The sequence below is a fragment of the Pseudomonas sp. GW822-FHT01E03 genome, assembly GCF_058802985.1.
The window spans coordinates 359,395-385,209 of the sequence record NZ_JBXAOQ010000006.1; the positions used below are offsets into that span (position 1 = coordinate 359,395).

General features: G+C 59.4%; 23 protein-coding genes. 22 read left to right on the forward strand and 1 reads right to left on the reverse strand.

The genetic code is table 11. The features are described 5' to 3' along the window. Window positions 1-52 precede the first annotated feature (52 nt). The 15 genes from bamA to ispD all read left to right on the forward strand — a co-directional run bounded on the left by bamA (window position 53) and on the right by ispD (window position 18,631). A complete protein-coding gene (gene bamA / locus AC1RP7_RS14960; RefSeq protein ID WP_057716169.1) occupies window positions 53-2,428 on the forward strand; it encodes an outer membrane protein assembly factor BamA in 2,376 nt (791 codons plus the stop codon). A 45-nt stretch (window positions 2,429-2,473) separates the two neighbouring features. Continuing rightward, the gene (locus tag AC1RP7_RS14965) at window positions 2,474-2,977 is read left to right on the forward strand and encodes an OmpH/Skp family outer membrane protein (RefSeq protein WP_007990260.1); all 504 of its coding nucleotides are present in this window, start codon (window positions 2,474-2,476) and stop codon (window positions 2,975-2,977) included. A gap of 2 nt (window positions 2,978-2,979) precedes the next feature. Next, entirely contained in the window at window positions 2,980-4,035 is a 1,056-nt protein-coding gene (gene lpxD, locus AC1RP7_RS14970) for a UDP-3-O-(3-hydroxymyristoyl)glucosamine N-acyltransferase (RefSeq protein WP_090453388.1), read from the forward strand. Between the two features lie 108 nt (window positions 4,036-4,143). Further along, entirely contained in the window at window positions 4,144-4,584 is a 441-nt protein-coding gene (gene fabZ / locus AC1RP7_RS14975; protein ID WP_007978374.1) for a 3-hydroxyacyl-ACP dehydratase FabZ, read from the forward strand. Then, a complete protein-coding gene (lpxA, locus tag AC1RP7_RS14980; protein ID WP_057716167.1) occupies window positions 4,581-5,357 on the forward strand; it encodes an acyl-ACP--UDP-N-acetylglucosamine O-acyltransferase in 777 nt (258 codons plus the stop codon). Before fabZ ends, lpxA begins: the two co-directional genes overlap by 4 nt. Window positions 5,358-5,359: 2 nt before the next feature. Then, a complete protein-coding gene (gene lpxB / locus AC1RP7_RS14985; protein ID WP_150812909.1) occupies window positions 5,360-6,490 on the forward strand; it encodes a lipid-A-disaccharide synthase in 1,131 nt (376 codons plus the stop codon). Between the two features lie 11 nt (window positions 6,491-6,501). Next, the gene (rnhB, locus tag AC1RP7_RS14990; protein ID WP_150812975.1) at window positions 6,502-7,128 is read left to right on the forward strand and encodes a ribonuclease HII; all 627 of its coding nucleotides are present in this window, start codon (window positions 6,502-6,504) and stop codon (window positions 7,126-7,128) included. A 77-nt stretch (window positions 7,129-7,205) separates the two neighbouring features. Continuing rightward, window positions 7,206-10,727, forward strand: a complete 3,522-nt coding sequence (gene dnaE / locus AC1RP7_RS14995) for a DNA polymerase III subunit alpha (RefSeq protein WP_057716164.1) — start codon at window positions 7,206-7,208, stop codon at window positions 10,725-10,727. Window positions 10,728-10,866: 139 nt separating this feature from the next. Next, window positions 10,867-11,814 carry an acetyl-CoA carboxylase carboxyltransferase subunit alpha gene (locus AC1RP7_RS15000; RefSeq protein WP_057716163.1) on the forward strand — a complete coding sequence of 316 codons (948 nt, stop codon included), beginning with the start codon at window positions 10,867-10,869 and terminating at the stop codon, window positions 11,812-11,814. A gap of 133 nt (window positions 11,815-11,947) precedes the next feature. Then, complete coding sequence (tilS, locus tag AC1RP7_RS15005) at window positions 11,948-13,276, forward strand: tRNA lysidine(34) synthetase TilS (RefSeq protein WP_493182181.1); 1,329 nt, start codon at window positions 11,948-11,950, stop codon at window positions 13,274-13,276. Between the two features lie 274 nt (window positions 13,277-13,550). Further along, entirely contained in the window at window positions 13,551-15,182 is a 1,632-nt protein-coding gene (gene pyrG / locus AC1RP7_RS15010) for a CTP synthase (protein ID WP_057716161.1), read from the forward strand. Window positions 15,183-15,187: 5 nt separating this feature from the next. Beyond that, a complete protein-coding gene (gene kdsA, locus AC1RP7_RS15015) occupies window positions 15,188-16,033 on the forward strand; it encodes a 3-deoxy-8-phosphooctulonate synthase (protein ID WP_493182183.1) in 846 nt (281 codons plus the stop codon). Between the two features lie 156 nt (window positions 16,034-16,189). Continuing rightward, window positions 16,190-17,479 carry a phosphopyruvate hydratase gene (gene eno / locus AC1RP7_RS15020; RefSeq protein ID WP_008019783.1) on the forward strand — a complete coding sequence of 430 codons (1,290 nt, stop codon included), beginning with the start codon at window positions 16,190-16,192 and terminating at the stop codon, window positions 17,477-17,479. Between the two features lie 169 nt (window positions 17,480-17,648). Next, a complete protein-coding gene (ftsB, locus tag AC1RP7_RS15025; RefSeq protein ID WP_007970710.1) occupies window positions 17,649-17,927 on the forward strand; it encodes a cell division protein FtsB in 279 nt (92 codons plus the stop codon). Next, window positions 17,924-18,631, forward strand: a complete 708-nt coding sequence (gene ispD / locus AC1RP7_RS15030) for a 2-C-methyl-D-erythritol 4-phosphate cytidylyltransferase (RefSeq protein WP_057716160.1) — start codon at window positions 17,924-17,926, stop codon at window positions 18,629-18,631. The genes ftsB and ispD overlap by 4 nt, the downstream gene beginning before the upstream one ends. 156 nt (window positions 18,632-18,787) lie before the next feature. Here the strand turns inward: ispD and AC1RP7_RS15035 are convergent, their stop codons facing one another. Further along, window positions 18,788-19,684 (reverse strand): LysR family transcriptional regulator, encoded by an 897-nt coding sequence (locus tag AC1RP7_RS15035; RefSeq protein ID WP_340316466.1) that lies wholly within the window; start codon window positions 19,682-19,684, stop codon window positions 18,788-18,790. A gap of 107 nt (window positions 19,685-19,791) precedes the next feature. On the opposite strand from AC1RP7_RS15035, the gene AC1RP7_RS15040 reads away from it, so the two are divergent. The 7 genes from AC1RP7_RS15040 to AC1RP7_RS15070 all read left to right on the forward strand — a co-directional run bounded on the left by AC1RP7_RS15040 (window position 19,792) and on the right by AC1RP7_RS15070 (window position 25,813). Further along, window positions 19,792-20,904, forward strand: coding sequence for an S-(hydroxymethyl)glutathione dehydrogenase/class III alcohol dehydrogenase (locus tag AC1RP7_RS15040; RefSeq protein WP_015093777.1), 1,113 nt, complete (start codon window positions 19,792-19,794; stop codon window positions 20,902-20,904). A gap of 8 nt (window positions 20,905-20,912) precedes the next feature. Beyond that, a complete protein-coding gene (fghA, locus tag AC1RP7_RS15045; protein ID WP_057716158.1) occupies window positions 20,913-21,758 on the forward strand; it encodes an S-formylglutathione hydrolase in 846 nt (281 codons plus the stop codon). 43 nt (window positions 21,759-21,801) lie between these two features. Further along, window positions 21,802-22,275 (forward strand): 2-C-methyl-D-erythritol 2,4-cyclodiphosphate synthase, encoded by a 474-nt coding sequence (gene ispF, locus AC1RP7_RS15050; protein WP_007970721.1) that lies wholly within the window; start codon window positions 21,802-21,804, stop codon window positions 22,273-22,275. Next, entirely contained in the window at window positions 22,272-23,330 is a 1,059-nt protein-coding gene (gene truD, locus AC1RP7_RS15055) for a tRNA pseudouridine(13) synthase TruD (RefSeq protein ID WP_090453402.1), read from the forward strand. The genes ispF and truD overlap by 4 nt, the downstream gene beginning before the upstream one ends. Further along, window positions 23,318-24,067, forward strand: a complete 750-nt coding sequence (gene surE, locus AC1RP7_RS15060) for a 5'/3'-nucleotidase SurE (protein ID WP_057716156.1) — start codon at window positions 23,318-23,320, stop codon at window positions 24,065-24,067. The genes truD and surE overlap by 13 nt, the downstream gene beginning before the upstream one ends. Window positions 24,068-24,108: 41 nt before the next feature. Beyond that, the gene (locus AC1RP7_RS15065) at window positions 24,109-24,744 is read left to right on the forward strand and encodes a protein-L-isoaspartate(D-aspartate) O-methyltransferase (protein ID WP_172435346.1); all 636 of its coding nucleotides are present in this window, start codon (window positions 24,109-24,111) and stop codon (window positions 24,742-24,744) included. 211 nt (window positions 24,745-24,955) lie between these two features. Next, entirely contained in the window at window positions 24,956-25,813 is an 858-nt protein-coding gene (locus tag AC1RP7_RS15070; RefSeq protein ID WP_090453404.1) for a peptidoglycan DD-metalloendopeptidase family protein, read from the forward strand. The last annotated feature ends 2 nt before the right edge of the window (window positions 25,814-25,815 follow it).

The window sequence follows — 25,815 nt, forward strand, 5'->3', positions numbered from 1 at the left end:
GCCGCATTTTGCGGCAGTTTGTTTATTGCCAGTTGGAATAAGAAAGGACTTCATGAAACGTCTGCTGCTAACTGCGGTTCTCACCGTATTGATGATCGCCGAAGTTCACGCCGAGTCCTTCACTATCTCTGATATTCGCGTCAATGGCCTCCAGCGGGTCTCCGCGGGTAGCGTCTTTGGTGCTTTGCCGTTGAACGTCGGTGAACAGGCGGATGATCGTCGCCTGGTGGAATCCACTCGTGCGTTGTTCAAAACCGGTTTCTTTCAAGATATCCAGCTGGGCCGCGATGGCAACGTCCTGGTCATCACGGTAGTCGAGCGCCCGTCGGTCGCCAGTATCGAGATCGAAGGCAACAAGGCGATCTCTACCGAAGACCTGATGAAAGGCCTCAAGCAATCCGGTCTGGCCGAAGGCGAGATCTTCCAGCGTGCCACCCTCGAAGGTGTGCGTAACGAGCTGCAGCGTCAGTACGTCGCCCAGGGTCGCTACTCGGCTACCGTCGACACCGAAGTGGTGCCGCAGCCGCGTAACCGCGTCGGCCTGAAGGTCAACATCAACGAAGGCACCGTTGCGGCTATCCAGCACATCAACGTGGTCGGCAACACGGTCTTCCCTGACGAAGACCTGATCGACCTGTTCGAACTCAAGACCACCAACTGGTTGTCGTTCTTCAAGAACGACGACAAGTACGCCCGTGAAAAGCTGTCCGGTGACCTGGAACGCCTGCGTTCCTACTATCTGGACCGTGGCTACATCAACATGGATATCGCTTCGACTCAGGTCTCCATTACGCCAGACAAGAAGCACGTCTACATCACCGTCAACGTCAACGAAGGCGAGAAGTACACCGTTCGTGACGTCAAGCTCAGCGGTGACCTGAAAGTCCCTGAAGACCAGATCAAGTCCCTGTTGCTGGTGCAAAAAGGCCAGGTGTTCTCGCGCAAGCTGATGACCACCACCTCCGAACTGATCACCCGTCGCCTGGGTAACGAGGGTTACACCTTCGCCAACGTCAACGGTGTGCCTCAACCGCACGACGAAGATCACACCGTAGACATCCTCTTCGCGGTCGATCCGGGCAAGCGTGCCTACGTGAACCGCATCAACTTCCGTGGCAACACCAAGTCCGAAGACGAAGTGCTGCGTCGTGAAATGCGTCAGATGGAAGGCGGCTGGGCTTCCACTTACCTGATCGACCAATCCAAGACCCGTCTTGAACGTCTGGGCTTCTTCAAGGAAGTCAACGTTGAGACTCCGGCCGTGCCGGGTGTCGATGACCAGGTGGACGTCAACTACAGCGTTGAAGAACAAGCCTCCGGTTCGATTACCGCCAGCGTCGGTTTCGCCCAGAGCGCCGGTCTGATCCTCGGTGGTTCGATCACCCAGAACAACTTCCTGGGTACCGGTAACAAGGTCAGCGTCGGCTTGACCAAAAGCGAATACCAGACCCGCTATAACTTCGGCTTTGTCGACCCCTACTGGACCGCCGACGGCGTGAGCCTGGGTTACAACGCGTTCTACCGCACGACTGACTATGACGAGCTCGATACTGACATCGCCAGCTACGCCGTAGACAGCCTGGGTGCAGGCGTGAGCGTTGGCTACCCGATCAGCGAGACTTCGCGTCTGACCTTTGGCCTGACGGCTCAGCAGGACGAGATCAAGACAGGTGTGTACACCGTTGACGAGATCTTCGACTTCGTTAACAAGGAAGGCGACAAGTACCTGAACTTCAAGGCTTCGGCCGGTTGGTCCGAGTCCACCCTGAACAAGGGTGTGCTCGCTACCCGTGGTCATTCCCAGAGCCTGGTGCTGGAATCCACGATTCCAGGCAGCGACCTGTCGTTCTTCAAGCTCGACTACCGTGGCCAGTTGTTCCAGCCATTGAGCGAGAACTACACCATGCGCCTGCACACCGAGCTGGGTTATGGCGATGGCTACGGGTCGACGGATGGCTTGCCATTCTATGAAAACTACTATGCTGGTGGTTTCAACTCGGTTCGTGGCTTCAAGGACAGCACCCTGGGGCCTCGCAGTACACCAAGTACCGGCAAGAACCCTGGTACAGCGGTCGACCCGGACCAGGATCCGCTGCCGTTCGGTGGTAACGTCCTGATCCAGGGTGGTGTGGAGGTTCTGTTCCCGCTGCCGTTCATCAAGGATCAACGCTCCCTGCGGACCTCGGTATTCTGGGATGTGGGTAACGTGTTCGATTCATCTTGCTCGGATACCACAAACGCGGATGGCTCGAAGTCCAACACCAAGTGCAACGATATCAGTCTGAGCAACATGGCCAGTTCCGTCGGTGTGGGTGTGACCTGGGTCACCGCACTGGGTCCTCTGAGTTTCGCCTTGGCCATGCCAGTCAAGAAACCGGATGACGCTGAAACTCAAGTGTTCCAATTCTCTCTCGGCCAGACGTTCTAAGCGTCTGACCCAAGATAACGACAATGAATTTTGTAGGGGTGCATCGTGCGTAAGTTGACTCAATTGGTTCTCCTGGCCAGCGTACTGGTCGCTGGTCCGGCGTTCGCCGACATGAAAATTGCTGTTCTGAACTATCAGATGGCTCTGCTGGAGTCCGATGCGGCCAAGAAGTACGCCGTGGATGCCGAGAAGAAGTTCGGTCCTCAGCTGACCAAGCTCAAGACGCTGGAAAGCAGCGCCAAGGGCATTCAGGACCGCCTGATGGCCGGTGGCGACAAAATGCAGCAGGGCGAGCGCGAGCGTCTGGAGCTTGAATTCAAGCAAAAGGCCCGTGACTTCCAGTTCCAGTCCAAGGAACTGAACGAAGCCAAAGCCGTTGCCGACCGTGAAATGCTGAAGCAGCTCAAGCCGAAACTGGACAGCGCTGTGGAAGAAGTCATCAAGAAAGGTGCTTTTGACCTGGTCTTCGAGCGTGGCGCAGTGATTGATGTCAAGCCTCAGTACGACATCACTCGCCAGGTTATCGAGCGCATGAATCAGCTGAAGTAACTATGACAGCGACTATAAAGCTCGGCCAATTGGCCGAGTTCCTCGGCGCCACGCTACGTGGCGACCCGGAGAAAGAAATTACTGGGCTAGCCACTTTGCAAGAGGCTGGCCCAGCTCAGTTGAGCTTTCTCGCAAACCCTCAATACCGTAAGTACCTGGCAGATAGTCAGGCCGCAGCTCTGTTACTGAAGGCTGCTGATGCTGAAGGTTTTGCCGGTAATGCGCTGATGGTGCCTGATCCGTATCTGGCCTACGCGCGCGTTTCCCACCTGTTCGATCCAAAGCCGAAAGCGGCTGCCGGCATTCACCCGACAGCCGTTGTGGCCGAGGACGCGGTGGTTGACCCGGCTGCGAGTATTGGTGCCTTTGCAGTGATCGAAAGCGCGGCACGTATTGCTGCGGGTGTGACCATCGGTGCGCATTGCTTCATCGGTGCCCGTTGCGAAATTGGCGAAGGCGGCTGGCTGGCCCCGCGGGTCACGCTGTACCACGACGTGCGTATCGGCAAGCGTGTGGTCATTCAGTCAGGTGCCGTGCTCGGCGGCGAAGGTTTCGGTTTTGCCAATGAGAAAGGTGTCTGGCAGAAAATTGCCCAGATCGGTGGTGTGTTGGTCGGTGACGATGTGGAGATTGGCGTGAATACCGCTATCGACCGCGGCGCATTGGCCGATACCGTTCTCGGTAATGGTGTGAAGCTCGACAACCAGATCCAGATCGCCCACAACGTTCAGGTCGGTGATCACACCGCCATGGCCGCCTGCGTCGGGATCTCCGGCAGCACCAAAATCGGCAAGCATTGCATGCTCGCTGGCGGTGTAGGGCTGGTGGGGCATATCGAAATTTGCGACAACGTTTTCATCACCGGGATGACCATGGTGACCCACTCGATTACCGAAAAGGGTTCCTATTCTTCCGGTACGGCAATGCAGCCAGCAGCCGAATGGCGCAAAAGCGCGGCTCGCATCCGTCAGCTCGATGACATCGCGCGGCGCCTGCGACAGCTGGAAAAGCGTGTAGGGGAAGTGACCCCTGACGGTAATGCTTCATCAGATGGCTGATACCATTTCCATATCAAGTGTGCACAGCCGTTAGACGGCCTGCTTGATTTGCTAGAGGGGCGTGTGTCAGTCGCGCGCTCCCAATCTTTACATAGGCTTCCCCCCGAAATGATGGACATCAACGAGATTCGCGAATACCTGCCTCACCGTTACCCGTTCCTGCTGGTGGACCGGGTAGTGGAGCTGGATGTTGAAGGCAAGCGCATTCGCGCCTACAAGAATGTCAGCATCAACGAACCGTTCTTCAATGGTCACTTCCCTGCGCATCCAATCATGCCGGGCGTATTGATCATCGAGGCAATGGCTCAGGCTGCCGGGATCCTTGGTTTCAAAATGCTTGACGTGAAACCGGCTGACGGCACGCTCTATTACTTCGTCGGGTCCGACAAGCTGCGCTTCCGCCAGCCGGTTTTGCCGGGCGATCAGCTGATCCTTGAGGCCAAGTTCATCAGCTGCAAGCGTCAGATCTGGAAGTTCGAGTGCCAGGCTTCGGTCGATGGCAAGCCTGTCTGCTCGGCTGAAATCATCTGTGCGGAACGCAAGCTATGAGTTTGATTGACCCTCGTGCAATCATCGATCCGACAGCCGTTCTGGCTGACGGCGTCGAGGTCGGCCCGTGGTCGATCGTCGGCGCAGGTGTGGAAATCGGCGAGGGGACAGTCATCGGGCCGCACGTGATTCTCAAGGGCCCGACCCGAATCGGTAAGCACAATCGCATCTACCAGTTTTCCTCGGTGGGCGAAGACACACCCGACCTGAAGTACAAGGGCGAGGAAACCCGCCTGGTGATCGGTGATCACAACGTTATCCGTGAAGGCGTGACGATTCACCGTGGCACCATCCAGGACCGCTCGGAAACGACCCTGGGCGACCACAATCTGATCATGGCCTATGCCCACATAGGCCACGACAGCGTTATCGGCAACCATTGCATCCTGGTGAACAACACCGCACTGGCGGGCCATGTGCATGTGGAAGACTGGGCGATCCTTTCCGGCTTTACCCTGGTTCACCAGTATTGCCACATTGGCGCCCACAGCTTTTCAGGTATGGGTACAGCGATCGGCAAGGATGTTCCTGCGTATGTCACGGTGTTCGGCAACCCAGCCGAAGCCCGGAGCATGAACTTCGAGGGCATGCGCCGTCGAGGCTTCAGCGAAGATGCGATCCACGCGCTGCGTCGTGCCTACAAGGTGGTGTACCGCCAGGGCCTGACCGTGGAGCAGGCGCTCGCCGAACTGGCGGAGCCATCTGCGCAGTTCCCGGAAGTAGCGGTGTTCCGTGACTCCATCCAGTCTTCGACCCGCGGCATCACCCGCTAACCATGGCCAATCTGCGTATTGCGCTGGTAGCGGGTGAGGCTTCCGGTGACATTCTGGGTGCGGGTCTCATGCGCGCGCTCAAGACTCGCCACCCGGCGGTCGAGTTCATCGGTGTCGGTGGTCCGTTGATGCAGGCTGAAGGCCTGACCTCGTATTTCCCGATGGAGCGTCTGTCCGTCATGGGCCTGGTGGAAGTGCTGGGCCGATTGCGCGAGTTGCTGGCTCGGCGCAAGAAGCTGGTCGCCGACCTGATCGACGCGAAACCCGATGTATTCATCGGTATCGACGCGCCGGACTTCAACCTCAATATCGAACTCAAGCTGCGCCAGGCCGGAATCAAGACGGTGCATTACGTCAGCCCGTCGGTTTGGGCCTGGCGTCAGAAACGCGTGCTGAAGATTCGCGAAGGCTGCGACCTGATGCTCACGCTGTTCCCGTTCGAAGCCAGATTCTACGAAGAGAAAGGCGTGCCGGTGCGTTTCGTCGGCCATACCCTGGCCGATGCCATTCCACTGCAAGCCGATCGCGCTGCTGCGCGGGCCGAACTCGGTTTGCCTGACGGGCCGCTGGTGGCGTTGATGCCAGGCAGCCGTGGCGGTGAAGTTGGCCGGCTCGGTTCATTGTTTCTCGATACGGCGCAACGCCTGCGGGCGTTGCGCCCGGGGGTGCGGTTTGTCATGCCGTGCGCCAGTGCGCAACGTCGCGCACAGCTCGAAGAACTGTTGGCCGGTCGCGATCTGCCGCTGACCCTGCTCGACGGGCAGTCTCATCTGGCCCTGGCAGCGTGCGATGCGGTGTTGATCGCCTCCGGTACCGCGACGCTTGAAGCGCTGCTGTACAAGCGACCGATGGTGGTCGCCTATCGCCTGGCGCCACTGACGTTCTGGATTCTCAAACGCATGGTGAAAAGCCCCTACATTTCGTTGCCGAACCTGTTGGCCCAACGTCTGTTGGTGCCCGAGTTGTTGCAGGACGATGCCACGGTCGAAGCGCTGGCCCAGACCTTGTCGCCACTGATCGAGGATGGGGAAGAGCAGACCCGCGGTTTTGACGAGATTCACCGGACCCTGCGTCTGGATGCCTCCAACCAGGCTGCGGACGCAGTGCTGAACCTGATCGGCCAAGTAAAATGAGTAAAACGAATATGCAGATGGGGCTGGATTTCACCTTGGTCGCTGAAATCGAAGAGTTGGTTGCCGGTGTCGATGAGGTGGGTCGCGGTCCGCTCTGTGGTGCGGTGGTGACAGCGGCGGTGATCCTCGATCCGAACCGCCCGATCCTCGGCCTGAATGACTCGAAGAAACTCACCGAAGCCCGTCGCGAAAAGCTCTACGACGAAATCTGCGAAAAAGCCCTGAGCTGGTGTATCGCTCGCGCCGAAGTCGAAGAAATCGACGAACTGAATATCCTGCACGCCACCATGTTGGCCATGCAGCGCGCGGTCGCCGGGCTGCACGTTCAGCCGAAGCTGGCGATGATCGACGGCAATCGTTGCCCGAAACTGCCGATGCGCTCCGAAGCCGTGGTCAAGGGCGATAGCAAGGTTCCAGCCATCGCCGCCGCATCGATTCTGGCCAAGGTCAGCCGTGATCGTGAAATGGCCGCGTTCGAATTGATCTACCCGGGTTACGGCATCGGCGGGCACAAAGGCTACCCGACGCCTGTTCATCTGGAAGCGCTGGCACGGCTTGGGCCGACCCCGATTCATCGGCGTTCGTTTGCCCCGGTGCGGCTGGCGTATGAGGCGCTAGAGAGCGCCGTAGAGAGTTAGTCGCAAGGCTGATTTTTTTTACCAAGGCCCGGTACAATCCGGGCCTTGTTGTCTTCATGTTTATAGACAGGATCACTATGCCGGCTTCATTCGTTCACCTACGCCTGCACACTGAATACTCCCTGGTCGACGGTCTGGTGCGGATCAAACCGCTGGTCAAGACCCTGGTGGGCATGAACATGCCTGCCGTGGCGGTCACCGACCAGAACAACATGTGTTCCCTGGTCAAATTCTATAAAAACGCCATGGGTGCCGGGATCAAGCCGATCTGCGGCGCCGACCTGTGGCTGTCGAACAAGGATCCGGACAACCCCCTGAGCCGGATCAGCCTGCTGGTGATGAACGCCGAAGGCTATCGCAACCTCACCGAACTGATTTCCCGCGGCTTTATCGATGGTCAGCGCAACGGCGCGATCATCATCGAGCGCGAATGGGTTGCTGAAGCCAACTCGGGCTTGATCATGCTGTCGGCAGCCAAAGAAGGCGAGATCGGCCAGGCCATGCTCAGCGGCAACCCCGCCGAGGCCGAAACCCTGGCCCGCGAATGGATGGACGTGTTTCCGGATCGTTTCTATCTGGAAATCCAGCGCACCAACCGCCCCAACGATGAAGAACAACTGCACGGTGCCGTGGCCCTGGCCGAGAAGCTCGGTGCGCCGCTGGTGGCGACCAACGACGTGCGCTTCATCAAGCAGGAAGACTTCGCTGCCCACGAAACCCGCGTTTGCATCGGTGAGGGCCGCGCCCTCGACGATCCGCGGCGCTCGAAGAATTACAGCGATCAGCAGTATCTCAAAAGCGCCGAGGAAATGGCTGAGCTGTTCAGCGACATTCCCGAAGCGCTGGAAAACACCGTCGAGATTGCCAAGCGCTGCAACATTGAAGTGAAGCTGGGCACGCACTTCCTGCCCAACTTCCCGATCCCTGATGGCATGACCATCGACGAGTACTTCCGCAAGGTGTCCTTCGACGGCCTGGAGGAGCGCCTTGCCGTTCTGCTGCCCAAGGACACCACCGAAGACTACGAGGCCAAGCGCCAGGTCTATGTCGACCGGCTGAATTTCGAGCTGGATATCATCATCCAGATGGGGTTCCCCGGTTACTTCCTGATCGTGATGGACTTTATCCAGTGGGCCAAGAACAACGGCGTACCGGTGGGTCCTGGCCGTGGATCGGGTGCCGGGTCGCTGGTGGCCTACGTACAGAAGATCACCGACCTCGACCCGCTGGAATATGACCTGCTGTTCGAACGATTCCTCAACCCGGAACGGGTGTCGATGCCCGACTTCGACGTCGACTTCTGCATGGACGGTCGCGACCGGGTAATCGACTACGTAGCCGAGAAGTACGGCCGCAACGCCGTGAGCCAGATCATCACCTTCGGTTCCATGGCGGCAAAGGCCGTGGTCCGCGACGTGGCGCGGGTGCAGGGCAAGTCCTATGGCCTGGCGGATCGTCTGTCGAAGATGATTCCGTTCGAAGTCGGCATGACCCTGGAAAAGGCCTATGAGCAGGAAGAGATCCTGCGCGATTTCATCAAGGTCGATGAAGAGGCCGCGGAAATCTGGGAGATGGCCCGCAAGCTTGAAGGCGTTGTGCGTAACGTCGGCAAGCACGCCGGTGGTGTGGTAATCGCCCCGACCAAGCTGACCGACTTCTCGCCGATCTATTGCGACGAAGCCGGTGATGGCCTGGTAACCCAGTTCGACAAGGATGACGTCGAGGCGGCCGGCCTTGTGAAGTTCGACTTCCTCGGCCTGCGGACCCTGACGATCATCGACTGGGCGCTGAAAACCATCAACCGCGACCGTGCCAAGGTCAACGAACCGCCGCTGGATATCGCGTTCATCCCGCTGGATGACAAACCGACCTACACCTTGCTGCAAAAAGCCGAAACCACGGCGGTGTTCCAGCTTGAATCCCGGGGCATGAAGGAGCTGATCAAAAAGCTCAAGCCCGACTGCCTGGAAGACTTGATCGCACTGGTGGCACTGTTCCGTCCGGGCCCGCTGCAATCAGGCATGGTGGACGACTTCATCAACCGTAAGCACGGTCGCGCCGAGCTGGCGTATCCGCACTCGGACTACCAGTACGAAGGCCTCAAGCCGGTACTGGCACCGACTTACGGCATCATCCTGTACCAGGAACAGGTGATGCAGATTGCCCAGGTCATGGCCGGTTACACCCTCGGTGGTGCGGACATGCTGCGTCGAGCCATGGGTAAGAAAAAACCCGAGGAAATGGCCAAGCAGCGCGGTGGCTTCATTGAAGGTTGCGCCACCAACAATATCGACGCGGACCTCGCCGGTAACATTTTCGACCTGGTGGAAAAATTCGCCGGTTACGGCTTCAACAAATCCCACTCCGCCGCCTATGGCCTGGTGTCGTACCAGACCGCATGGCTGAAGGCGCACTACCCGGCGCCGTTCATGGCCGCGGTACTCTCTGCGGATATGCACAACACCGACAAGGTCGTGACCTTGATCGAAGAAGTGCGGACGATGAAGCTGCGTCTCGACGCGCCGGACGTGAACACCTCCGAATTCAAGTTCACGGTGAACGACGAAGGCCGGATCATTTACGGCCTGGGCGCCATCAAGGGCGTGGGTGAAGGCCCGGTCGAGGCGATCACCGAGGCGCGTCTGGCCGGTCCGTTCAAGGATCTGTTCGATTTCTGCGCACGGGTCGACCTCAAGCGCATCAACAAGCGCACCCTCGACGGTTTGATCCGCAGCGGCGCCCTGGATCGCCTCGGGCCGTATTTCCACGACGAGCAGAAAGCCTACCAGGCCAACATCGACCGCAATCGCGCGGTGCTGCTGACCGCCATGGAAGAGGCGATCAAGGCGGCCGAACAGACCGCGCGCACCCAGGACAGCGGTCACTCCGACCTGTTTGGCGGTCTGTTTGTCGAAGAAGACGCCGACGTCTACGCCAATCACCGCAAGGCCAAGGAACTGACCCTCAAGGAGCGCCTGAAGGGGGAGAAAGATACCCTCGGCCTGTACCTGACCGGTCACCCGATCGACGAATACGAAGGTGAAATCCGTCGCTTCGCCCGCCAGCGCATCATCGACCTGAAACCGGCGCGTGATACCCAGACCGTTGCCGGGATGATCATCGCCTTGCGGGTGATGAAGAACAAAAAGGGCGACAAGATGGGGTTCATCACCCTCGACGACCGCTCCGGACGGATCGAGGCCTCGCTGTTTTCCGAGGCGTTCCATTCCGCGCAATCGCTGTTGCAGACCGACGCGATGGTGGTGGTCGAAGGCGAGGTCAGCAACGACGACTTCTCCGGTGGCCTGAAATTGCGGGTCAAGCGGGTGATGAGCATGGAGGATGCGCGCACCAATCTGGCCGAAAGCTTGCGCCTGAAGTTGCATACCAAGGACCTCAAGGGCGATCAGCTACGCTGGCTGGGTGAACTGTTGAAGCGTCACCGCGGCGCGTGCCCGATCACCTTGGACTACACCAGCCCCGATGCGAAGGCCTTGTTGCAGTTCGGCGAAGGCTGGCGAATCGATCCGGCGGATGCGTTGATTCAAGCCCTGCGTGACCAGTTCGGGCGAGACAACGTCTTCCTCCAATACCGTTGACGGTCAGTGCTATCAGATTGCCCTGACCTTGACCTGAATTTTTAATCTCGACCTCAACGCGCCTGTCCCTTAAGGTAGGGCGCGAATAGACAACCGGCCGGCCCAAGAACCCTTGGGACTCGACCCAAGACGGACGCCTATGAACCCGAATTTTCTAGATTTCGAACAGCCGATCGCCGACCTGCAAGCCAAGATCGAAGAGTTGCGCTTGGTCGGTAATGACAATTCGCTGAATATCGGCGATGAGATCTCCCGCCTGCAGGACAAGAGCAAAACGCTGACCGAAGACATCTTCGGCAAGCTGACCAGCTGGCAGATCGCACGTCTGGCGCGTCACCCGAAACGTCCGTATACCCTGGACTACATCGAACACATCTTCACTGAGTTCGACGAACTGCATGGTGACCGTCATTTCTCCGACGACGCTGCCATCGTTGGCGGTATTGCCCGTCTGGACGACAAGCCGGTGATGATCATCGGTCACCAGAAAGGCCGTGAAGTGCGCGAGAAAGTTCGCCGCAATTTCGGCATGCCGCGTCCGGAAGGCTACCGCAAGGCTTGCCGCCTGATGGAAATGGCCGAACGTTTCAAAATGCCGATCCTGACCTTCATCGACACTCCGGGCGCTTACCCTGGCATTGACGCTGAAGAGCGCAACCAGAGCGAAGCGATTGCCTGGAACCTGCGAGTGATGGCCCGCCTGAAGACCCCAATCATCGCCACCGTGATCGGTGAGGGTGGTTCCGGTGGTGCACTGGCGATCGGTGTCTGCGACCAGTTGAACATGCTGCAATACTCCACCTACGCGGTGATTTCGCCGGAAGGTTGCGCTTCGATTCTGTGGAAAACCTCCGAGAAGGCACCGGATGCCGCAGAAGCGATGGGCATCACCGCCGAGCGCCTCAAAGGCCTGGGCATCGTGGACAAGGTGATTGGCGAGCCACTGGGCGGCGCGCACCGCGACCCGGCCGCCGCAGCCGCATCGATCCGCGCCGAGCTGAGCTCGCAACTGGCGATGCTGAAGAAGTTCGATAACGACGCGCTGCTCAAGCGCCGCTACGATCGACTGATGAGCTACGGTCTCTAAGCCGTACACGCAGTGCCCATGTGGGAGCGGGCTTGCTCGCGATGAGGGTATGACAGTCGACGAATCTGTTGAATGTCAGGCCGCTATCGCGAGCAAGCTCGCTCCCACATTTGATTTATGCAAGGTGATGGATATGAGTCGGTCCAATATTGATCTGCCCGCCAGACTCTTGTTGAATCTTGCCTCGTGGCGCAATGCTGCGACCTGGCGCATCGCCTTCTCCGGCGGCCTCGACTCCACTGTCCTGCTGCACCTTCTGGCAACACTCTCCAAAACCGAATCCCTGCCGGCGCTCAACGCCATCCATGTTCATCACGGCCTTCAAGCCGTAGCCGATACGTGGCCGGAACATTGTCGTGCCGTGTGCGCTGCGCTGGGCGTGCCGCTGCAAGTGGTTCGCGTGCAGGTGCAACCGGGTGCCAGCCTTGAACGTGCAGCCCGGGATGCGCGGTATCACGCCTTCACTGAAGCCCTTCAGGCCAACGAAGTGCTGCTGACGGCCCAGCACCGCGACGATCAGGCGGAAACGCTGCTGTTTCGCTTGTTGCGCGGAGCGGGCGTGCGCGGATTGTCCGGGATGCCGCGTCAGCGCCCTTTGGGCAAGGGGCATTTGCTGCGGCCAATGCTTGATGTCACGCGGGCTGAGTTGGAGGCTTATGCCAGTGCGCATGACTTGAGCTGGATCGAGGATCCCTCGAACCAGGATCGGCAGTACTCGCGCAATTACCTTAGGCATCAAGTCTTGCCGGTGCTGATCCAGCGCTGGCCGCAAGCGGTGGCGACCATGGCCCGCAGCGCGACGCATTTGAATGAGGCGCAAGGACTGCTCGAAGAACTGGCGGGCATGGATTTGCGTGAGGCCAGCTCTGCCAGTGAGTTTGCCTGGCTGGGCTTGCGGTCGCTTGAGCTGGCGCCGCTTGCGCATTTGTCTGATGCCCGGCAGCGCAATGCCTTGAGTCATTGGCTCGAACCGCTGACCCGCTTGCCGGACACTGACCATTGGTCGGGTTGGGAGGATTTGCGCGATGCCACCGGCGATGCCTGCCCGGTGTGGCGGCTGGCCGATGGCGAACTGCATCGGGCGGGCGGGCGGATCTGGTGGCTGTCCGGCCACTGGCTGAGGCCTCTGCCCGGCGCCGGGGTGTGGCTGGATCCGGCTTCACCGCTGGTTATCCCGGGCAACGGCGTGCTTTCGCTGACCGGGCAAATCCCCGATGGCCCGCTGCATATCCGCTATCGTGAAGGGGGAGAGGTCATGGCATTGCCAGGCCGCGGCCATAGGGACCTGAAACGTTTGCTCAATGAAAGTGCTGTACCGTCCTTCGTACGCGGCAGATTGCCGCTGCTCTACAAAGACGGGCAACTGCTGGCGGTAGCGAACCTCAAGGGGCTCGATGGTGGTGCACTCGGCGACTGGCATTTGCATTGGCAGCCACTGAACGAAGATCAAGGTTTGAGCTGAAAGGGGCTTTCCGGTAGACTACGCTCCCTTCTTGATACAACTTCTGTGGATTCGCCTGAATTGCAGGAGTTGCCGATTACCAAGCAGTCTTTGCTGGGCGATTCCAAAAAATGTGTAGCGAGCAACGAACCGGTGTTTCATTTTCCGGTCTGTCCCAACGCGGCGGTTTTTTCGAAAGGTGCACTGTGATTAATGCAGGTGATCGGGGGCTTCGGCCTTCCTTCGCTTTCCCCGGCGGCTCGGACCGCTTTAACGCAGACTTCTAGGGTTTTTCATGACGCGCTACATATTCGTCACGGGCGGTGTTGTTTCTTCATTGGGGAAAGGCATTGCATCGGCATCATTGGCGGCCATCCTGGAGGCGCGGGGACTTAAGGTCACCATGCTGAAGCTGGACCCGTACATCAACGTCGACCCGGGCACGATGAGCCCGTTCCAGCACGGTGAAGTGTTCGTCACTCACGACGGCGCCGAGACCGACCTGGACCTGGGTCACTACGAGCGGTTCATCCGCACGACCATGACCCAGAACAACAACTTCACCACGGGCCGTGTCTACGAACACGTCCTGCGCAAGGAGCGCCGTGGTGACTACCTGGGTGCAACCATCCAGGTGATCCCGCACATCACCGACGAAATCAAGCGCCGCATCATCAAGGGTGCCGGTGACGCTGACGTGGCAATGGTCGAAATCGGTGGCACCGTGGGTGACATCGAGTCGCAACCGTTCCTCGAGGCGATCCGCCAACTGCGTTTCGAGGTCGGCGCCAAGCGCGCGATGCTGATGCACCTGACACTGGTGCCGTACATCGCCACTGCCGGCGAAACCAAGACCAAGCCTACCCAGCACTCGGTGAAGGAACTGCGTTCCATCGGCCTGCAACCAGACGTGCTGGTCTGCCGCTCCGACCACCCGATCGATGTGTCGTCGCGTCGCAAGATCGCGCAGTTCACCAATGTCGAAGAACGTGCGGTAATCGCGCTGGAAGACGCCGATACCATCTACAAGATCCCGGGTATCCTGCACTCCCAGGGCCTGGACGATTTCGTCGTCGAGCGTTTTGGTCTGCAATGCGGCGGTGCCGATCTGTCCGAGTGGGAAGCCGTGGTCGACGCCAAGCTCAACCCTGAGCACGAAGTCACCATCGCCATGGTCGGCAAGTACATGGAACTGCTGGACGCCTACAAGTCGCTGATCGAAGCGATGAGTCACGCGGGCATCAGCAACCGTACCAAGGTCAACCTGCGCTACATCGATTCCGAAGACATCGAGAACCAGGGCACCGCGCTGCTCGAAGGCGTCGATGCCATCCTGGTACCTGGCGGCTTCGGTCTGCGTGGCGTTGAAGGCAAGATCACTGCCGTTCAATACGCTCGCGAAAACAAGGTTCCGTACCTGGGTATCTGCCTGGGCATGCAAGTGGCCGTTATCGAGTTCGCACGTAACGTGATGGGCTGGAAAGACGCCAACTCCACCGAGTTCGATCGTGCAAGCGGTCACCCGGTCGTGGGCCTGATCACCGAGTGGGAAGATGCCACCGGCGCCGTCGAAACCCGTACCGAAACCTCCGACCTGGGCGGCACCATGCGCCTGGGCGCGCAGGATTGCCTGCTGGAGCCGGGTTCCCTGGTCCACGGTTGCTACGGCAAGGACGTGATTGTCGAGCGTCATCGTCATCGCTACGAAGTGAACAACAACCTGCTGCCGCAAATCATGGAAGCCGGTTTGAAAATCTCCGGTCGTTCCGGTGATGGCGCACTGGTTGAAGTGGTTGAAGCTCCGGATCACCCATGGTTCGTCGCTTGCCAGTTCCACCCTGAGTTCACCTCGACGCCACGCGACGGTCACCCGCTGTTCAGCGGTTTCGTCAAGGCCGCGTTGGCTCAACACCAGAAGAAGGCGTAACCCCGATGGCACAGAAGATCATCCGCATCGGCGACATCGAGATTGCCAACGACAAACCCATGGTGCTGTTCGGCGGCATGAACGTGCTGGAAAGCCGTGACATGGCCATGCAGGTTTGCGAAGAGTATGTGAAGGTCACCGAGAAGCTCGGTATCCCTTACGTGTTCAAGGCCAGTTTCGACAAGGCCAACCGGTCTTCTGTGACCTCCTATCGTGGTCCTGGCCTGGAAGAAGGCATGCGCATCTTCCAGGACATCAAGCAAGCCTTCGGCGTGCCGATCATCACCGACGTCCACGAGCCTGACCAGGCCGCGGTCGTCGCTGAAGTCTGCGACATCATCCAGTTGCCGGCATTCCTGTCGCGCCAGACCGACCTCGTGGTCGCGATGGCCAAAACGGGCGCCGTGATCAACATCAAGAAAGCCCAGTTCCTCGCCCCCCAGGAAATGAAGCACATCCTGAACAAGTGCGTGGAAGCGGGTAACGATCAGTTGATCCTCTGCGAGCGTGGTTCGAGCTTCGGCTACAACAACCTCGTCGTCGACATGCTCGGCTTCGGCATCATGAAGCAGTTCGAATACCCGGTGTTCTTCGATGTGACCCACGCGCTGCAAATGCCTGGTGGTCGCTCCGATTCCGCCGGCGGTCGTCGCGCCCAGGTCACCGACCTGGCAAAAGCCGGTATGAGCCAGTCGCTGGCCGGCCTGTTCCTGGAAGCCCACCCGGATCCGGACAACGCCAAGTGCGACGGTCCTTGCGCCTTGCGCCTGGACAAACTGGAGCCATTCCTGGCCCAGCTCAAAGCTTTGGACGAACTGGTGAAGAGTTTTCCGACGGTAGAAACCGCGTAATCCTCAATTCTCCGGTAAAGTACCGCACGATTTAACGCTCAGGCCCTCGGGCCTGAGCCTTGTCGTCTGCAAGACTGCCCGCTGCACCTCACTTGCCGACGATCAAAGATTTCCTACAGCTGCGTCGTTTTCGTCAACTTTGGAGTGTTTACAACAATGGCTAAAATCGTCGACATCAAAGGTCGTGAAGTTCTCGACTCCCGTGGCAATCCCACCGTGGAAGCGGACGTGCTTCTCGACAACGGCATCATCGGCAGTGCCTGCGCGCCGTCCGGTGCTTCCACTGGCTCGCGTGAAGCGCTCGAGCTGCGCGATGGCGACAAGAGCCGTTACCTGGGCAAGGGCGTTCTGAAGGCCGTGGCCAACATCAACGGTCCGATCCGCGACCTGTTGAAAGGCATGGACCCAAGCGACCAGAAAGCGCTCGATCTGGCAATGATCAAGCTCGACGGTACTGAAAACAAAGGTTCCCTGGGCGCCAACGCGATCCTCGCCGTTTCCCTGGCCGCGGCCAAGGCAGCAGCACAGGACCAGGACCTGCCGCTGTACGCTCACATCGCCAACCTGAACGGCACCCCGGGTGTCTACTCGATGCCGGTTCCGATGATGAACATCATCAACGGCGGCGAGCACGCCGATAACAACGTCGACATCCAGGAATTCATGGTTCAGCCGGTTGGCGCCAAGTCTTTCTCGGAAGGTCTGCGCATGGGCACCGAGATTTTCCACCACCTCAAAGCCGTGCTGAAGGCCCGTGGCCTGAGCACTGCCGTCGGTGACGAAGGTGGTTTCGCGCCGAACCTGGCCTCCAACGAAGACGCTTTGAAAGTGATCTCCGAAGCCGTGGCCAACGCCGGTTACAAGCTGGGCACCGACGTGACCCTGGCCCTGGACTGCGCAGCCAGCGAGTTCTACGAAGACGGCAAGTACAACCTGTCCGGCGAAGGCCAGGTGTTCACCGCCGAAGGTTTCGCTGACTACCTCAAAGGCCTGACCGAGCGTTACCCGATCATCTCCATCGAAGATGGCCTGGACGAGTCCGACTGGGCTGGCTGGAAGATCCTCACCGACAAGATCGGCGAGAAGACTCAGCTGGTAGGCGACGACCTGTTCGTCACCAACACCAAGATCCTGAAAGAAGGCATCGACAAGAAGATCGCCAACTCGATCCTGATCAAGTTCAACCAGATCGGCACCCTGACCGAAACCCTGGAAGCCATCCAGATGGCCAAGGCCGCCGGTTACACCGCAGTGATCTCGCACCGCTCCGGCGAAACCGAAGATTCGACCATTGCCGACCTGGCCGTGGGCACCTCGGCTGGCCAGATCAAGACCGGCTCCCTGTGCCGTTCCGACCGCGTTTCCAAGTACAACCAACTGCTGCGTATCGAAGAGCAGTTGAACGGCAAAGCCAAGTACAACGGTCGCGGCGAGTTCCGCGGTTAAGCGGTAACTGGTAAAAAGACACCGGATTGTGTCGGAAAAATCGCTACAGCGACGTTTTTGCCACTAATCTGATGCCTTATATGCACAAGCCTGGTTCTTCCAGGCTTCGTGCTATCAGAAGCTTCACGTTTGGCATGGCTGTCTTTTTTCACTGGATACCTGATATTCGATGCGCAGTCCCAATTGGTTGTTCCTCATCCTGCTTTTGTTGCTGGCTGGCCTGCAGTACCGCCTGTGGGTGGGAAATGGCAGTCTGGCGCAAGTGGCCGAGTTGACTCAGCAGATTGCGGATCAGCAGGCTGAGAACCAGGCATTGCTGGAACGCAACCGGGTGATGGACGCCGAGGTCAGTGAGTTGAAAAAGGGCATGGAGACCGTCGAAGAACGGGCTCGTCATGAGTTGGGTATGGTCAAGGACGGTGAAACCCTTTACCAGTTGGCCCAATGATTAATTCGTTACCGGCCTTCTGGGCCGTGATTCCTGCCGCGGGCGTCGGTGCCCGTATGGCCGCGGACCGTCCCAAGCAGTATCTGCAACTGGGCGGGCGCACTATTCTCGAACACAGCCTTGGCTGTTTCCTTGATCATCCATGCCTGAAAGGTCTGGTGGTCAGTGTTGCTGTGGACGATCCTTATTGGCCGAACCTGGCGTGTGCCAGTGATCCGCGTATTGCCCGGGTCGAGGGCGGCGCCGAACGTTCCGGGTCGGTGCTCAACGCCTTGCTGCACTTGCATGCGCAGGGCGCTGATGATGAGGATTGGGTACTGGTTCACGATGCCGCACGGCCGAACCTCAGTCGTGACGATCTGGACAAACTGCTGGCTGAGCTGGCTGACGATCCTGTCGGCGGGCTGCTGGCGGTTCCTGCGCGGGATACGCTCAAGCGGGTCGACAAGCACGGTCGTGTGGTCGAAACCGTGGATCGCAGTGTGATCTGGCAGGCCTACACGCCGCAGATGTTCCGCCTTGGGGCGTTGCATCGCGCACTGGCTGACAGCCTGGTGGCCGATGCCGTTGTTACTGACGAAGCTTCGGCGATGGAGTGGGCCGGTTCGGCACCGCGACTGGTCGAAGGGCGGTCCGATAACCTCAAGGTTACGCGTCCAGAAGACCTTGAATGGTTGAGACAGCGTTGGGCCAATCGTCACTGATTGATTTGGGTTCAGTGTTGTCCCCAATCGCGAGCAAGCTCGCTCCCACAGGGATTGCTGGCGTTTACAAGATTTGTGTTCGACCCCGCCCACTGTGGGAGCGAGCTTGCTCGCGATAGCGGTAGTCCGGTCACCGATATCTTGCTGACACGCCAGCTAGCTTCGGTATTCCGGCCTTTCAGCCAATCCCTCTTTTAAAAAATCCACCAACTTGCGCACCTTCGGCGACAGATGCCGCTGCTGCGGATACAGCGCCCAAACCGCCGTGTTCGGCGGTTGATGCGCCTCCAGTAACGAAATCAACGCGCCGCTATTCAAATGTTCCAGCACGTAATAGTCCGGCAACTGACACAGCCCTACGCCTTGTAGCGCAGCATCCAGTACGGCTTGCCCACTGTTGCAGCGCCAGTTTCCTTGCACCCTTTGCGAAAACTCCCTCCCGTTCTGTTCAAGTTGCCAGAGGTCCGAGCTGCCGATGAGGCAGTTGTGGCGACTCAGCTCCGACAGGCTGTGCGGGCGACCGTAGCGTTCAATGTAGGAGGGTGATGCACAGAGAAACATGCGTCGCGGCGCGAGGCGGGTGGCGACCAGCCGTGAGTCCTGCAAGCGCCCGAGGCGAATCGCCAGGTCGAGGCCTTCGTGCACCAGGTCAAGCTGGCGATTGCTCAGTTCGATGTCGATCCGCAGTTGCGGATACAGCCCCATGAAGCGGGTCACCAGCGGCACGATGAAGCGCTCGCCGTAAGCCACGGCGCAGGTCATGCGCAGCATGCCCTTGGGTTCGCTGGTCAAATCGCCCACCGCGCGCAACGCCTCTTCACGGCCATCCTGCAAGCGCTGGCAATGTTGCAGGAAGGTTTGCCCGGCCTCGGTCAGCGTGACCCGGCGGGTGCTGCGGTAGAGCAGGCGGGTTTGCAGGCGCTCTTCGAGGCGTACGATTTGTCGACTGATATGGGAGGAAGAAACCCCCAGGCGTTGCGCGGCAGCGGTGAACTGGCTGCATTCGGCAACGGCGACAAACTCGTCGATCCCTTCCCAGCGATTTTCGGACATCAATGATTATCCCTCTGTGGCAATAATATTTTGCATTTACATCGATTATTCATCGTTGAGCCATGTATTACACTCCTTGTCTCGTTTTAATTCACTGGAGAATCACCATGATCAAGTCGCGCGCCGCCGTTGCCTTCGAGGCCAAGAAGCCCCTCGAAATCGTTGAAGTCGATGTCGCCATGCCCAAGGCCGGCGAAGTCTTGCTGCGCGTGGTGGCCTCCGGTGTTTGCCATACCGATGCCTACACACTGTCCGGCGCTGATCCGGAAGGCATCTTCCCGTCGATCCTCGGCCATGAAGGTGGTGCGATCGTGGAAGCGATCGGCGAGGGCGTGACCTCCGTTGCAGTCGGTGATCATGTGATCCCGCTGTACACCCCGGAATGCCGCCAGTGCAAATTCTGCCTGTCGGGTAAAACCAACCTCTGCCAGGCGATTCGCGCGACCCAGGGCAAAGGCTTGATGCCGGACGGGACTTCGCGTTTTTCCTACAAGGGCGAAACGATTTTCCACTACATGGGTACTTCCACGTTCTCCGAGTACACCGTGCTTCCGGAGATTTCCGTTGCGAAAATCGCCAAGGAAGCGCCACTGGAAAAAGTCTGCCTGCTGGGCTGCGGTGTCACTACCGGTATCGGTGCAGTGCTCAACACCGCCAAGGTGAAACCGGGTGATACGGTCGCCATTTTCGGTCTTGGCGGCATCGGTCTGTCGGCTGTTATCGGCGCCGTAAAAGCCAAGGCTGCCCGCATCATCGCCATCGACATCAACCCGGCCAAATTCGAGATCGCCAAGCAACTGGGTGCAACCGATTGCGTGAACCCGAAAGACTTCGATCGTCCGATCCAGGAAGTCATCGTCGACATGACCGATGGCGGCGTGGATTTTTCCTTCGAGTGCATCGGTAACGTGCAACTGATGCGCGCCGCACTGGAGTGCTGCCACAAGGGTTGGGGCGAGTCGGTGATCATCGGCGTTGCCGGTGCCGGCCAGGAAATCTCGACCCGTCCGTTCCAGCTGGTCACCGGTCGCGTCTGGCGGGGTTCGGCGTTCGGCGGCGTGCGTGGCCGTACCGAGTTGCCAAGCTATGTGGAAATGGCCGAAACCGGCGAGATTCCGCTGGATACCTTCATCACCCACACCATGGGCCTGGAAGATATCAACAAGGCGTTTGACCTGATGCACGAAGGGAAAAGCATTCGCTCCGTCATCCATTTCTGAGGTCCGCCATGAGCCTGGAAAACATCTCCTGCCAGAAAAGCTTCGGCGGCTGGCACAAACGCTATCGCCATCGCTCGGAAGTGCTCGGCTGCGACATGGTGTTCGCCGTCTACCTGCCACCGCAAGCGGAGCAGGGCGGCAAGCTGCCGGTGTTGTACTGGTTGTCCGGCCTGACCTGCACCGACGAGAACTTCATGCAGAAGGCCGGCGCCATGCGCATGGCCGCCGAGCTCGGGCTGATCATCGTCGCACCGGACACCAGCCCTCGCGGTCCTGAAGTGCCGGGCGATCCGGATGGCGCCTGGGATTTTGGCCTCGGCGCCGGGTTTTACCTGAATGCCACCCAGGAACCGTGGTCGCGGCACTATCGGATGCATGACTATGTCGTGCAGGAATTGCCGACATTGGTCGAAGCCCATTTCCCGGCGTCGGACAGACGCGGTATCAGTGGCCATTCCATGGGCGGCCACGGTGCGCTGGTCTGCGCCTTGCGCAATCCGGGGCGCTATCTGTCGGTGTCGGCGTTCTCGCCAATCAACAACCCGATGGATTGCCCGTGGGGGCAGAAAGCCTTTTCCCGCTATCTGGGAGAGGACCGTTCGAAATGGCGCGAATGGGATGCCTGCGCGTTGATTGCCGAGGTCGATGAAAAGCTGCCGCTGTTGGTCGACCAAGGTGATCGCGACGACTTCCTCGCCAACCAGCTCAAGCCGGAAGCCTTGCAGCAGGCGGCCAAACTGGCCGGTCACCCGCTGACGTTGCGCCTGCAACCGGGCTATGACCACAGCTATTTCTTCATTGCCAGTTTCATCGATGAGCACTTGCGGCATCACGCGCATGCTCTGGTTGGCTAATGCAGGTAGAATCACGCCCTGACAAAAATCGGGGCGTTTTTTTATGCGTATTGGCCACGGCTATGATGTGCACCGTTTCGCTGAAGGCGATTTCATCACTCTGGGCGGTGTGCGCATTGCACACAGCTTCGGGCTGCTCGCCCACTCTGACGGTGACGTCCTCTTGCACGCCTTGAGCGATGCCTTGCTCGGCGCCGCGGCGCTGGGCGACATCGGCAAGCATTTCCCGGATACCGACCCGCAATTCAAGGGCGCCGACAGCCGTGCGCTGTTGCGTCACGTCGTCGCACTGGTCCATGCCAAAGGCTGGAAAGTCGGCAACGTCGATAACACCATCGTCGCCCAGGCGCCGAAAATGGCCCCGCATATCGAATCGATGCGCGCGCTGATCGCCGCGGATCTTCAAGTAGAGTTGGATCAAGTGAACGTGAAAGCTACCACCACCGAAAAGCTCGGCTTTGTCGGTCGCGAAGAAGGCATTGCCGTGCACTCCGTTGCCTTGTTGCTGCGCGCATGAACGAACTGCAATTGCTCGGCCCGCGGGCTTACGGTGAGGCCCTCGGCACGGCGGTCCTGAAAGCGATCGCCGAAGATTTCCAGGTCGACGAAGTCCTCGACATTCCCCTCAGTGGCGAAGGCGAACACCTGTGGATCTGGGTGGAAAAGCGCGGCCTGAATACTGAAGAAGCGGCGCGACGGATTGCCAAGGCTGCCGGCGTGCCATTGCGCACTGTCAGTTATGCCGGGCTCAAGGACCGTCAGGCGTTGACTCGCCAGTGGTTCAGCGTGCAACTGCCGGGCAAGGCCGACCCTGATCTGTCGGCCGCGGAAAACGATACGCTGAAGATCCTCAAGACCGCCCGCCACAAGCGCAAACTGCAACGCGGTGCCCACTCGGCCAACGGTTTTACGTTGCGCCTGACGCAATTCGCTGGCGACAAGGCTGCGCTTGAAGAGCGTCTGCAACTGATCGCCAAACAAGGCATCCCCAATTATTTCGGGGCCCAGCGTTTCGGCCATGACGGCGGCAACGTCGTTGATGCTCGCGCCTGGGCCGCGCGCAAGGCCTTGCCGGAGCAGCGTAACGTGCGCTCGCGTCTGCTCTCGACCGCCCGCAGTTTTCTGTTCAACCAGGTGTTGGCCGCACGTGTCGCCGATGGTACCTGGCAGCGTGCCCAGGTCGGTGACCTGCTGGCGTTCACCGACAGCCGCAGCTTTTTCCCGGCAGGCGAAGCCGAGTGCAGCGACCCGCGCCTGGCGATTCTAGATCTGCACCCGACCGGCCCGCAGTGGGGCGAAGGTGACTCGCCGGCCACGGGCGTTGTCCATGAACTGGAGCAGGCAATCGCCGCGCGCGAAGCAGACCTTCGCGATTGGTTGATTAACGCCGGTATGAGCCACGAACGTCGCATCCTGCGGCTGCCCATTGGCGGGTTGACGTGGCATTATCCCGAGCCTGACATTCTGCAACTGGAATTCGTCCTGCCGGCCGGATGCTTCGCCACCGTATTGGTGCGCGAGCTTGTTGATCTGGTGCCGGTGGGGCAGACGGACAGCCCATGCGTATTCTGATTTCTAACGACGATGGGGTAACAGCACCCGGTCTCGCCGCGCTTTATGCTGCGCTGGCGGATTACACCGAGTGCGTGGTTATCGCCCCGGACCAGGACAAGAGCGGCGCCAGCAGTTCGCTGACGCTCGACCGTCCGTTGCACCCGCAAACCCTGGCCAACGGCTTTATCAGCCTCAACGGCACGCCAACCGATTGTGTGCACCTGGGCCTCAACGGCCTGCTGGAGCGCGAAGCGGACATGGTGGTTTCCGGTATCAACCTGGGTGCGAACCTGGGGGACGATGTCCTGTATTCCGGCACGGTGGCGGCGGCCCTCGAGGGGCGTTTCCTGAATCACCCCTCGTTTGCCTTTTCGCTGGTCTCACGCCAGGTAGAGAACCTTCCCACAGCTGCCCATTTCGCGCGCAAACTGGTTGAAGCCCATGCTGACCTGGATCTGCCACCGCGTACGGTACTGAACGTGAACATTCCCAATTTGCCGCTGGACCGCATCCGCGGTATCCAGCTGACCCGCCTGGGCCATCGCGCCCGAGCCGCGGCACCGATGAAAGTGGTGGATCCGCGGGGCAAGTCCGGTTACTGGATCGCGGCGGCCGGGGATGCCGAAGATGGCGGCCCGGGTACCGATTTCCATGCAGTGATGCAGGGTTATGTTTCGATCACGCCGCTGCAACTGGATCGCACCTTCAATGATGCCTTCAGAAGTCTGGACGGCTGGCTGGAGGGGCTGCGCTGATGGGTCGCGAACAAGACGATATGCTGCGTCGCGGCATCGGCATGACCTCCCAGCGAACCCGGGAGCGGCTGATCCAGCGCCTGTACGAAGAAGGCATCTCCAACGCCAGGGTACTGGAGGTCATTCGCCGGACCCCGCGCCACCTGTTCGTCGACGAAGCGCTGGCGCACCGTGCCTATGAAGACACCGCGCTGCCGATTGGCAACAACCAGACCATCTCCCAGCCTTATATGGTGGCGCGCATGAGCGAGCTGCTGCTGGAGGCCGGTCCCCTCGACAAGGTGCTGGAGATCGGCACCGGGTCGGGTTATCAGACGGCGGTGCTGTCGCAACTGGTCGAGCGTGTGTTCTCGGTCGAGCGCATCAAGGTTCTGCAGGATCGGGCAAAGGAACGCCTGGTCGAACTGAACCTGCGCAACGTGGTGTTCCGCTGGGGCGATGGCTGGGAGGGCTGGCCGGCACTGGCACCATACAACGGGATTATCGTCACCGCAGTGGCAACCGACGTGCCCCAGGCATTGCTTGACCAGTTGGCACCGGGAGGCCGAATGGTGATCCCGGTCGGGGCCGGCGAAGTCCAGCAATTGATGCTGATCATCCGCGAGGAACAAGGTTTTTCCAGGCATGTCCTGGGGGCTGTGCGCTTCGTGCCACTGCTCAATGGGCCACTGGCCTGAGCATTTGTTTCGGCACGCTGAATTCTCTTCGATTGCCTTTGTCTTACAGCGGCATCGTTGTGTTAAACGGGATTCATCGTCAGGCAGCAAACGTGTGCGCGGCACCGATTCGCCACATTAAAGGTAAAGCGTGCACGGCCCGTTATACTTGCGACAGTTCATGCCGGACTCCGGCATTTCACATTTTCAGCCACCACAGAGGGAGCGGCGGGTGAGTCTCACAGTCATTGCGCAGCGTATGAGTAAAACGAGCTTTCAGCGCCTGGTGACTGGCCTTGTCTTGAGCACTTTGCTGGTCGGTTGTTCCAGCAACAAGTCCAGCGATGTTCGTGTCGTGGACCGTAACAATGCCGCGGCTCAGCGTCCAGCCGTGACCACCGGGCAATACATTGTTCGGCCCAAGGACACCCTGTTCTCCATCGCCTTCCGTTACGGCTGGGACTACAAGGCCCTGGCGGCACGCAACAACATTCCTGCGCCTTACACCATCCGTCCGGGTCAGACGATTCGCTTTGATGGTCGTACCAATTCAACGTCGACGGCGGTGGTCAGTTCGTCCAGTTCAACACCTTCGTCGTCGAGTAAAACCACGGTCATCCGTCGTTCGGCAAACGGTACGACCACCAGCACAACGACGGTTGTACCGTCCGTCGCGAGCAAGCCAGCCCCTGCTCCTTTGCCACCTCCCGGGCCAGCCCCGACCGGCTGGGGATGGCCATCTAATGGCATTCTGATTGGAAAATTCTCTTCAAACGGTAGTTTGAATAAAGGAATTGATATCGCCGGAGATTTGGGACAGCCTGTTTTAGCTGCGTCTGATGGGACGGTGGTATACGCCGGGAGTGGCTTAAGGGGCTACGGCGAATTAGTGATCATCAAGCACAGTGAAACCTACGTCAGTGCCTACGGACATAACCGCAGGCTGTTGGTTCGGGAGGGGCAGCAGGTCAAGGTCGGACAGACAATTGCCGAAATGGGGTCAACGGGTACAGACCGGGTGAAACTGCATTTTGAGATTCGCCGCCAAGGTAAACCTGTAGATCCGCTGCAATTCCTGCCACGCCGTTGATC

What these genes read in the sequence shown, in the direction of transcription:
- bamA (WP_057716169.1), top strand. Translation starts at nt 53, where the DNA reads ATGAAACGTCTGCTGCTAACTGCGGTTCTCACCGTATTGATGATCGCC.
- lpxD (WP_090453388.1), top strand. Translation starts at nt 2,980, where the DNA reads ATGACAGCGACTATAAAGCTCGGCCAATTGGCCGAGTTCCTCGGCGCC.
- fabZ (WP_007978374.1), top strand. Translation starts at nt 4,144, where the DNA reads ATGATGGACATCAACGAGATTCGCGAATACCTGCCTCACCGTTACCCG.
- lpxA (WP_057716167.1), top strand. Translation starts at nt 4,581, where the DNA reads ATGAGTTTGATTGACCCTCGTGCAATCATCGATCCGACAGCCGTTCTG.
- lpxB (WP_150812909.1), top strand. Translation starts at nt 5,360, where the DNA reads ATGGCCAATCTGCGTATTGCGCTGGTAGCGGGTGAGGCTTCCGGTGAC.
- rnhB (WP_150812975.1), top strand. Translation starts at nt 6,502, where the DNA reads ATGCAGATGGGGCTGGATTTCACCTTGGTCGCTGAAATCGAAGAGTTG.
- dnaE (WP_057716164.1), top strand. Translation starts at nt 7,206, where the DNA reads ATGCCGGCTTCATTCGTTCACCTACGCCTGCACACTGAATACTCCCTG.
- AC1RP7_RS15000 (WP_057716163.1), top strand. Translation starts at nt 10,867, where the DNA reads ATGAACCCGAATTTTCTAGATTTCGAACAGCCGATCGCCGACCTGCAA.
- tilS (WP_493182181.1), top strand. Translation starts at nt 11,948, where the DNA reads ATGAGTCGGTCCAATATTGATCTGCCCGCCAGACTCTTGTTGAATCTT.
- pyrG (WP_057716161.1), top strand. Translation starts at nt 13,551, where the DNA reads ATGACGCGCTACATATTCGTCACGGGCGGTGTTGTTTCTTCATTGGGG.
- kdsA (WP_493182183.1), top strand. Translation starts at nt 15,188, where the DNA reads ATGGCACAGAAGATCATCCGCATCGGCGACATCGAGATTGCCAACGAC.
- eno (WP_008019783.1), top strand. Translation starts at nt 16,190, where the DNA reads ATGGCTAAAATCGTCGACATCAAAGGTCGTGAAGTTCTCGACTCCCGT.
- ftsB (WP_007970710.1), top strand. Translation starts at nt 17,649, where the DNA reads ATGCGCAGTCCCAATTGGTTGTTCCTCATCCTGCTTTTGTTGCTGGCT.
- ispD (WP_057716160.1), top strand. Translation starts at nt 17,924, where the DNA reads ATGATTAATTCGTTACCGGCCTTCTGGGCCGTGATTCCTGCCGCGGGC.
- AC1RP7_RS15035 (WP_340316466.1), bottom strand. Translation starts at nt 19,684, where the DNA reads ATGTCCGAAAATCGCTGGGAAGGGATCGACGAGTTTGTCGCCGTTGCC.
- AC1RP7_RS15040 (WP_015093777.1), top strand. Translation starts at nt 19,792, where the DNA reads ATGATCAAGTCGCGCGCCGCCGTTGCCTTCGAGGCCAAGAAGCCCCTC.
- fghA (WP_057716158.1), top strand. Translation starts at nt 20,913, where the DNA reads ATGAGCCTGGAAAACATCTCCTGCCAGAAAAGCTTCGGCGGCTGGCAC.
- ispF (WP_007970721.1), top strand. Translation starts at nt 21,802, where the DNA reads ATGCGTATTGGCCACGGCTATGATGTGCACCGTTTCGCTGAAGGCGAT.
- truD (WP_090453402.1), top strand. Translation starts at nt 22,272, where the DNA reads ATGAACGAACTGCAATTGCTCGGCCCGCGGGCTTACGGTGAGGCCCTC.
- surE (WP_057716156.1), top strand. Translation starts at nt 23,318, where the DNA reads ATGCGTATTCTGATTTCTAACGACGATGGGGTAACAGCACCCGGTCTC.
- AC1RP7_RS15065 (WP_172435346.1), top strand. Translation starts at nt 24,109, where the DNA reads ATGACCTCCCAGCGAACCCGGGAGCGGCTGATCCAGCGCCTGTACGAA.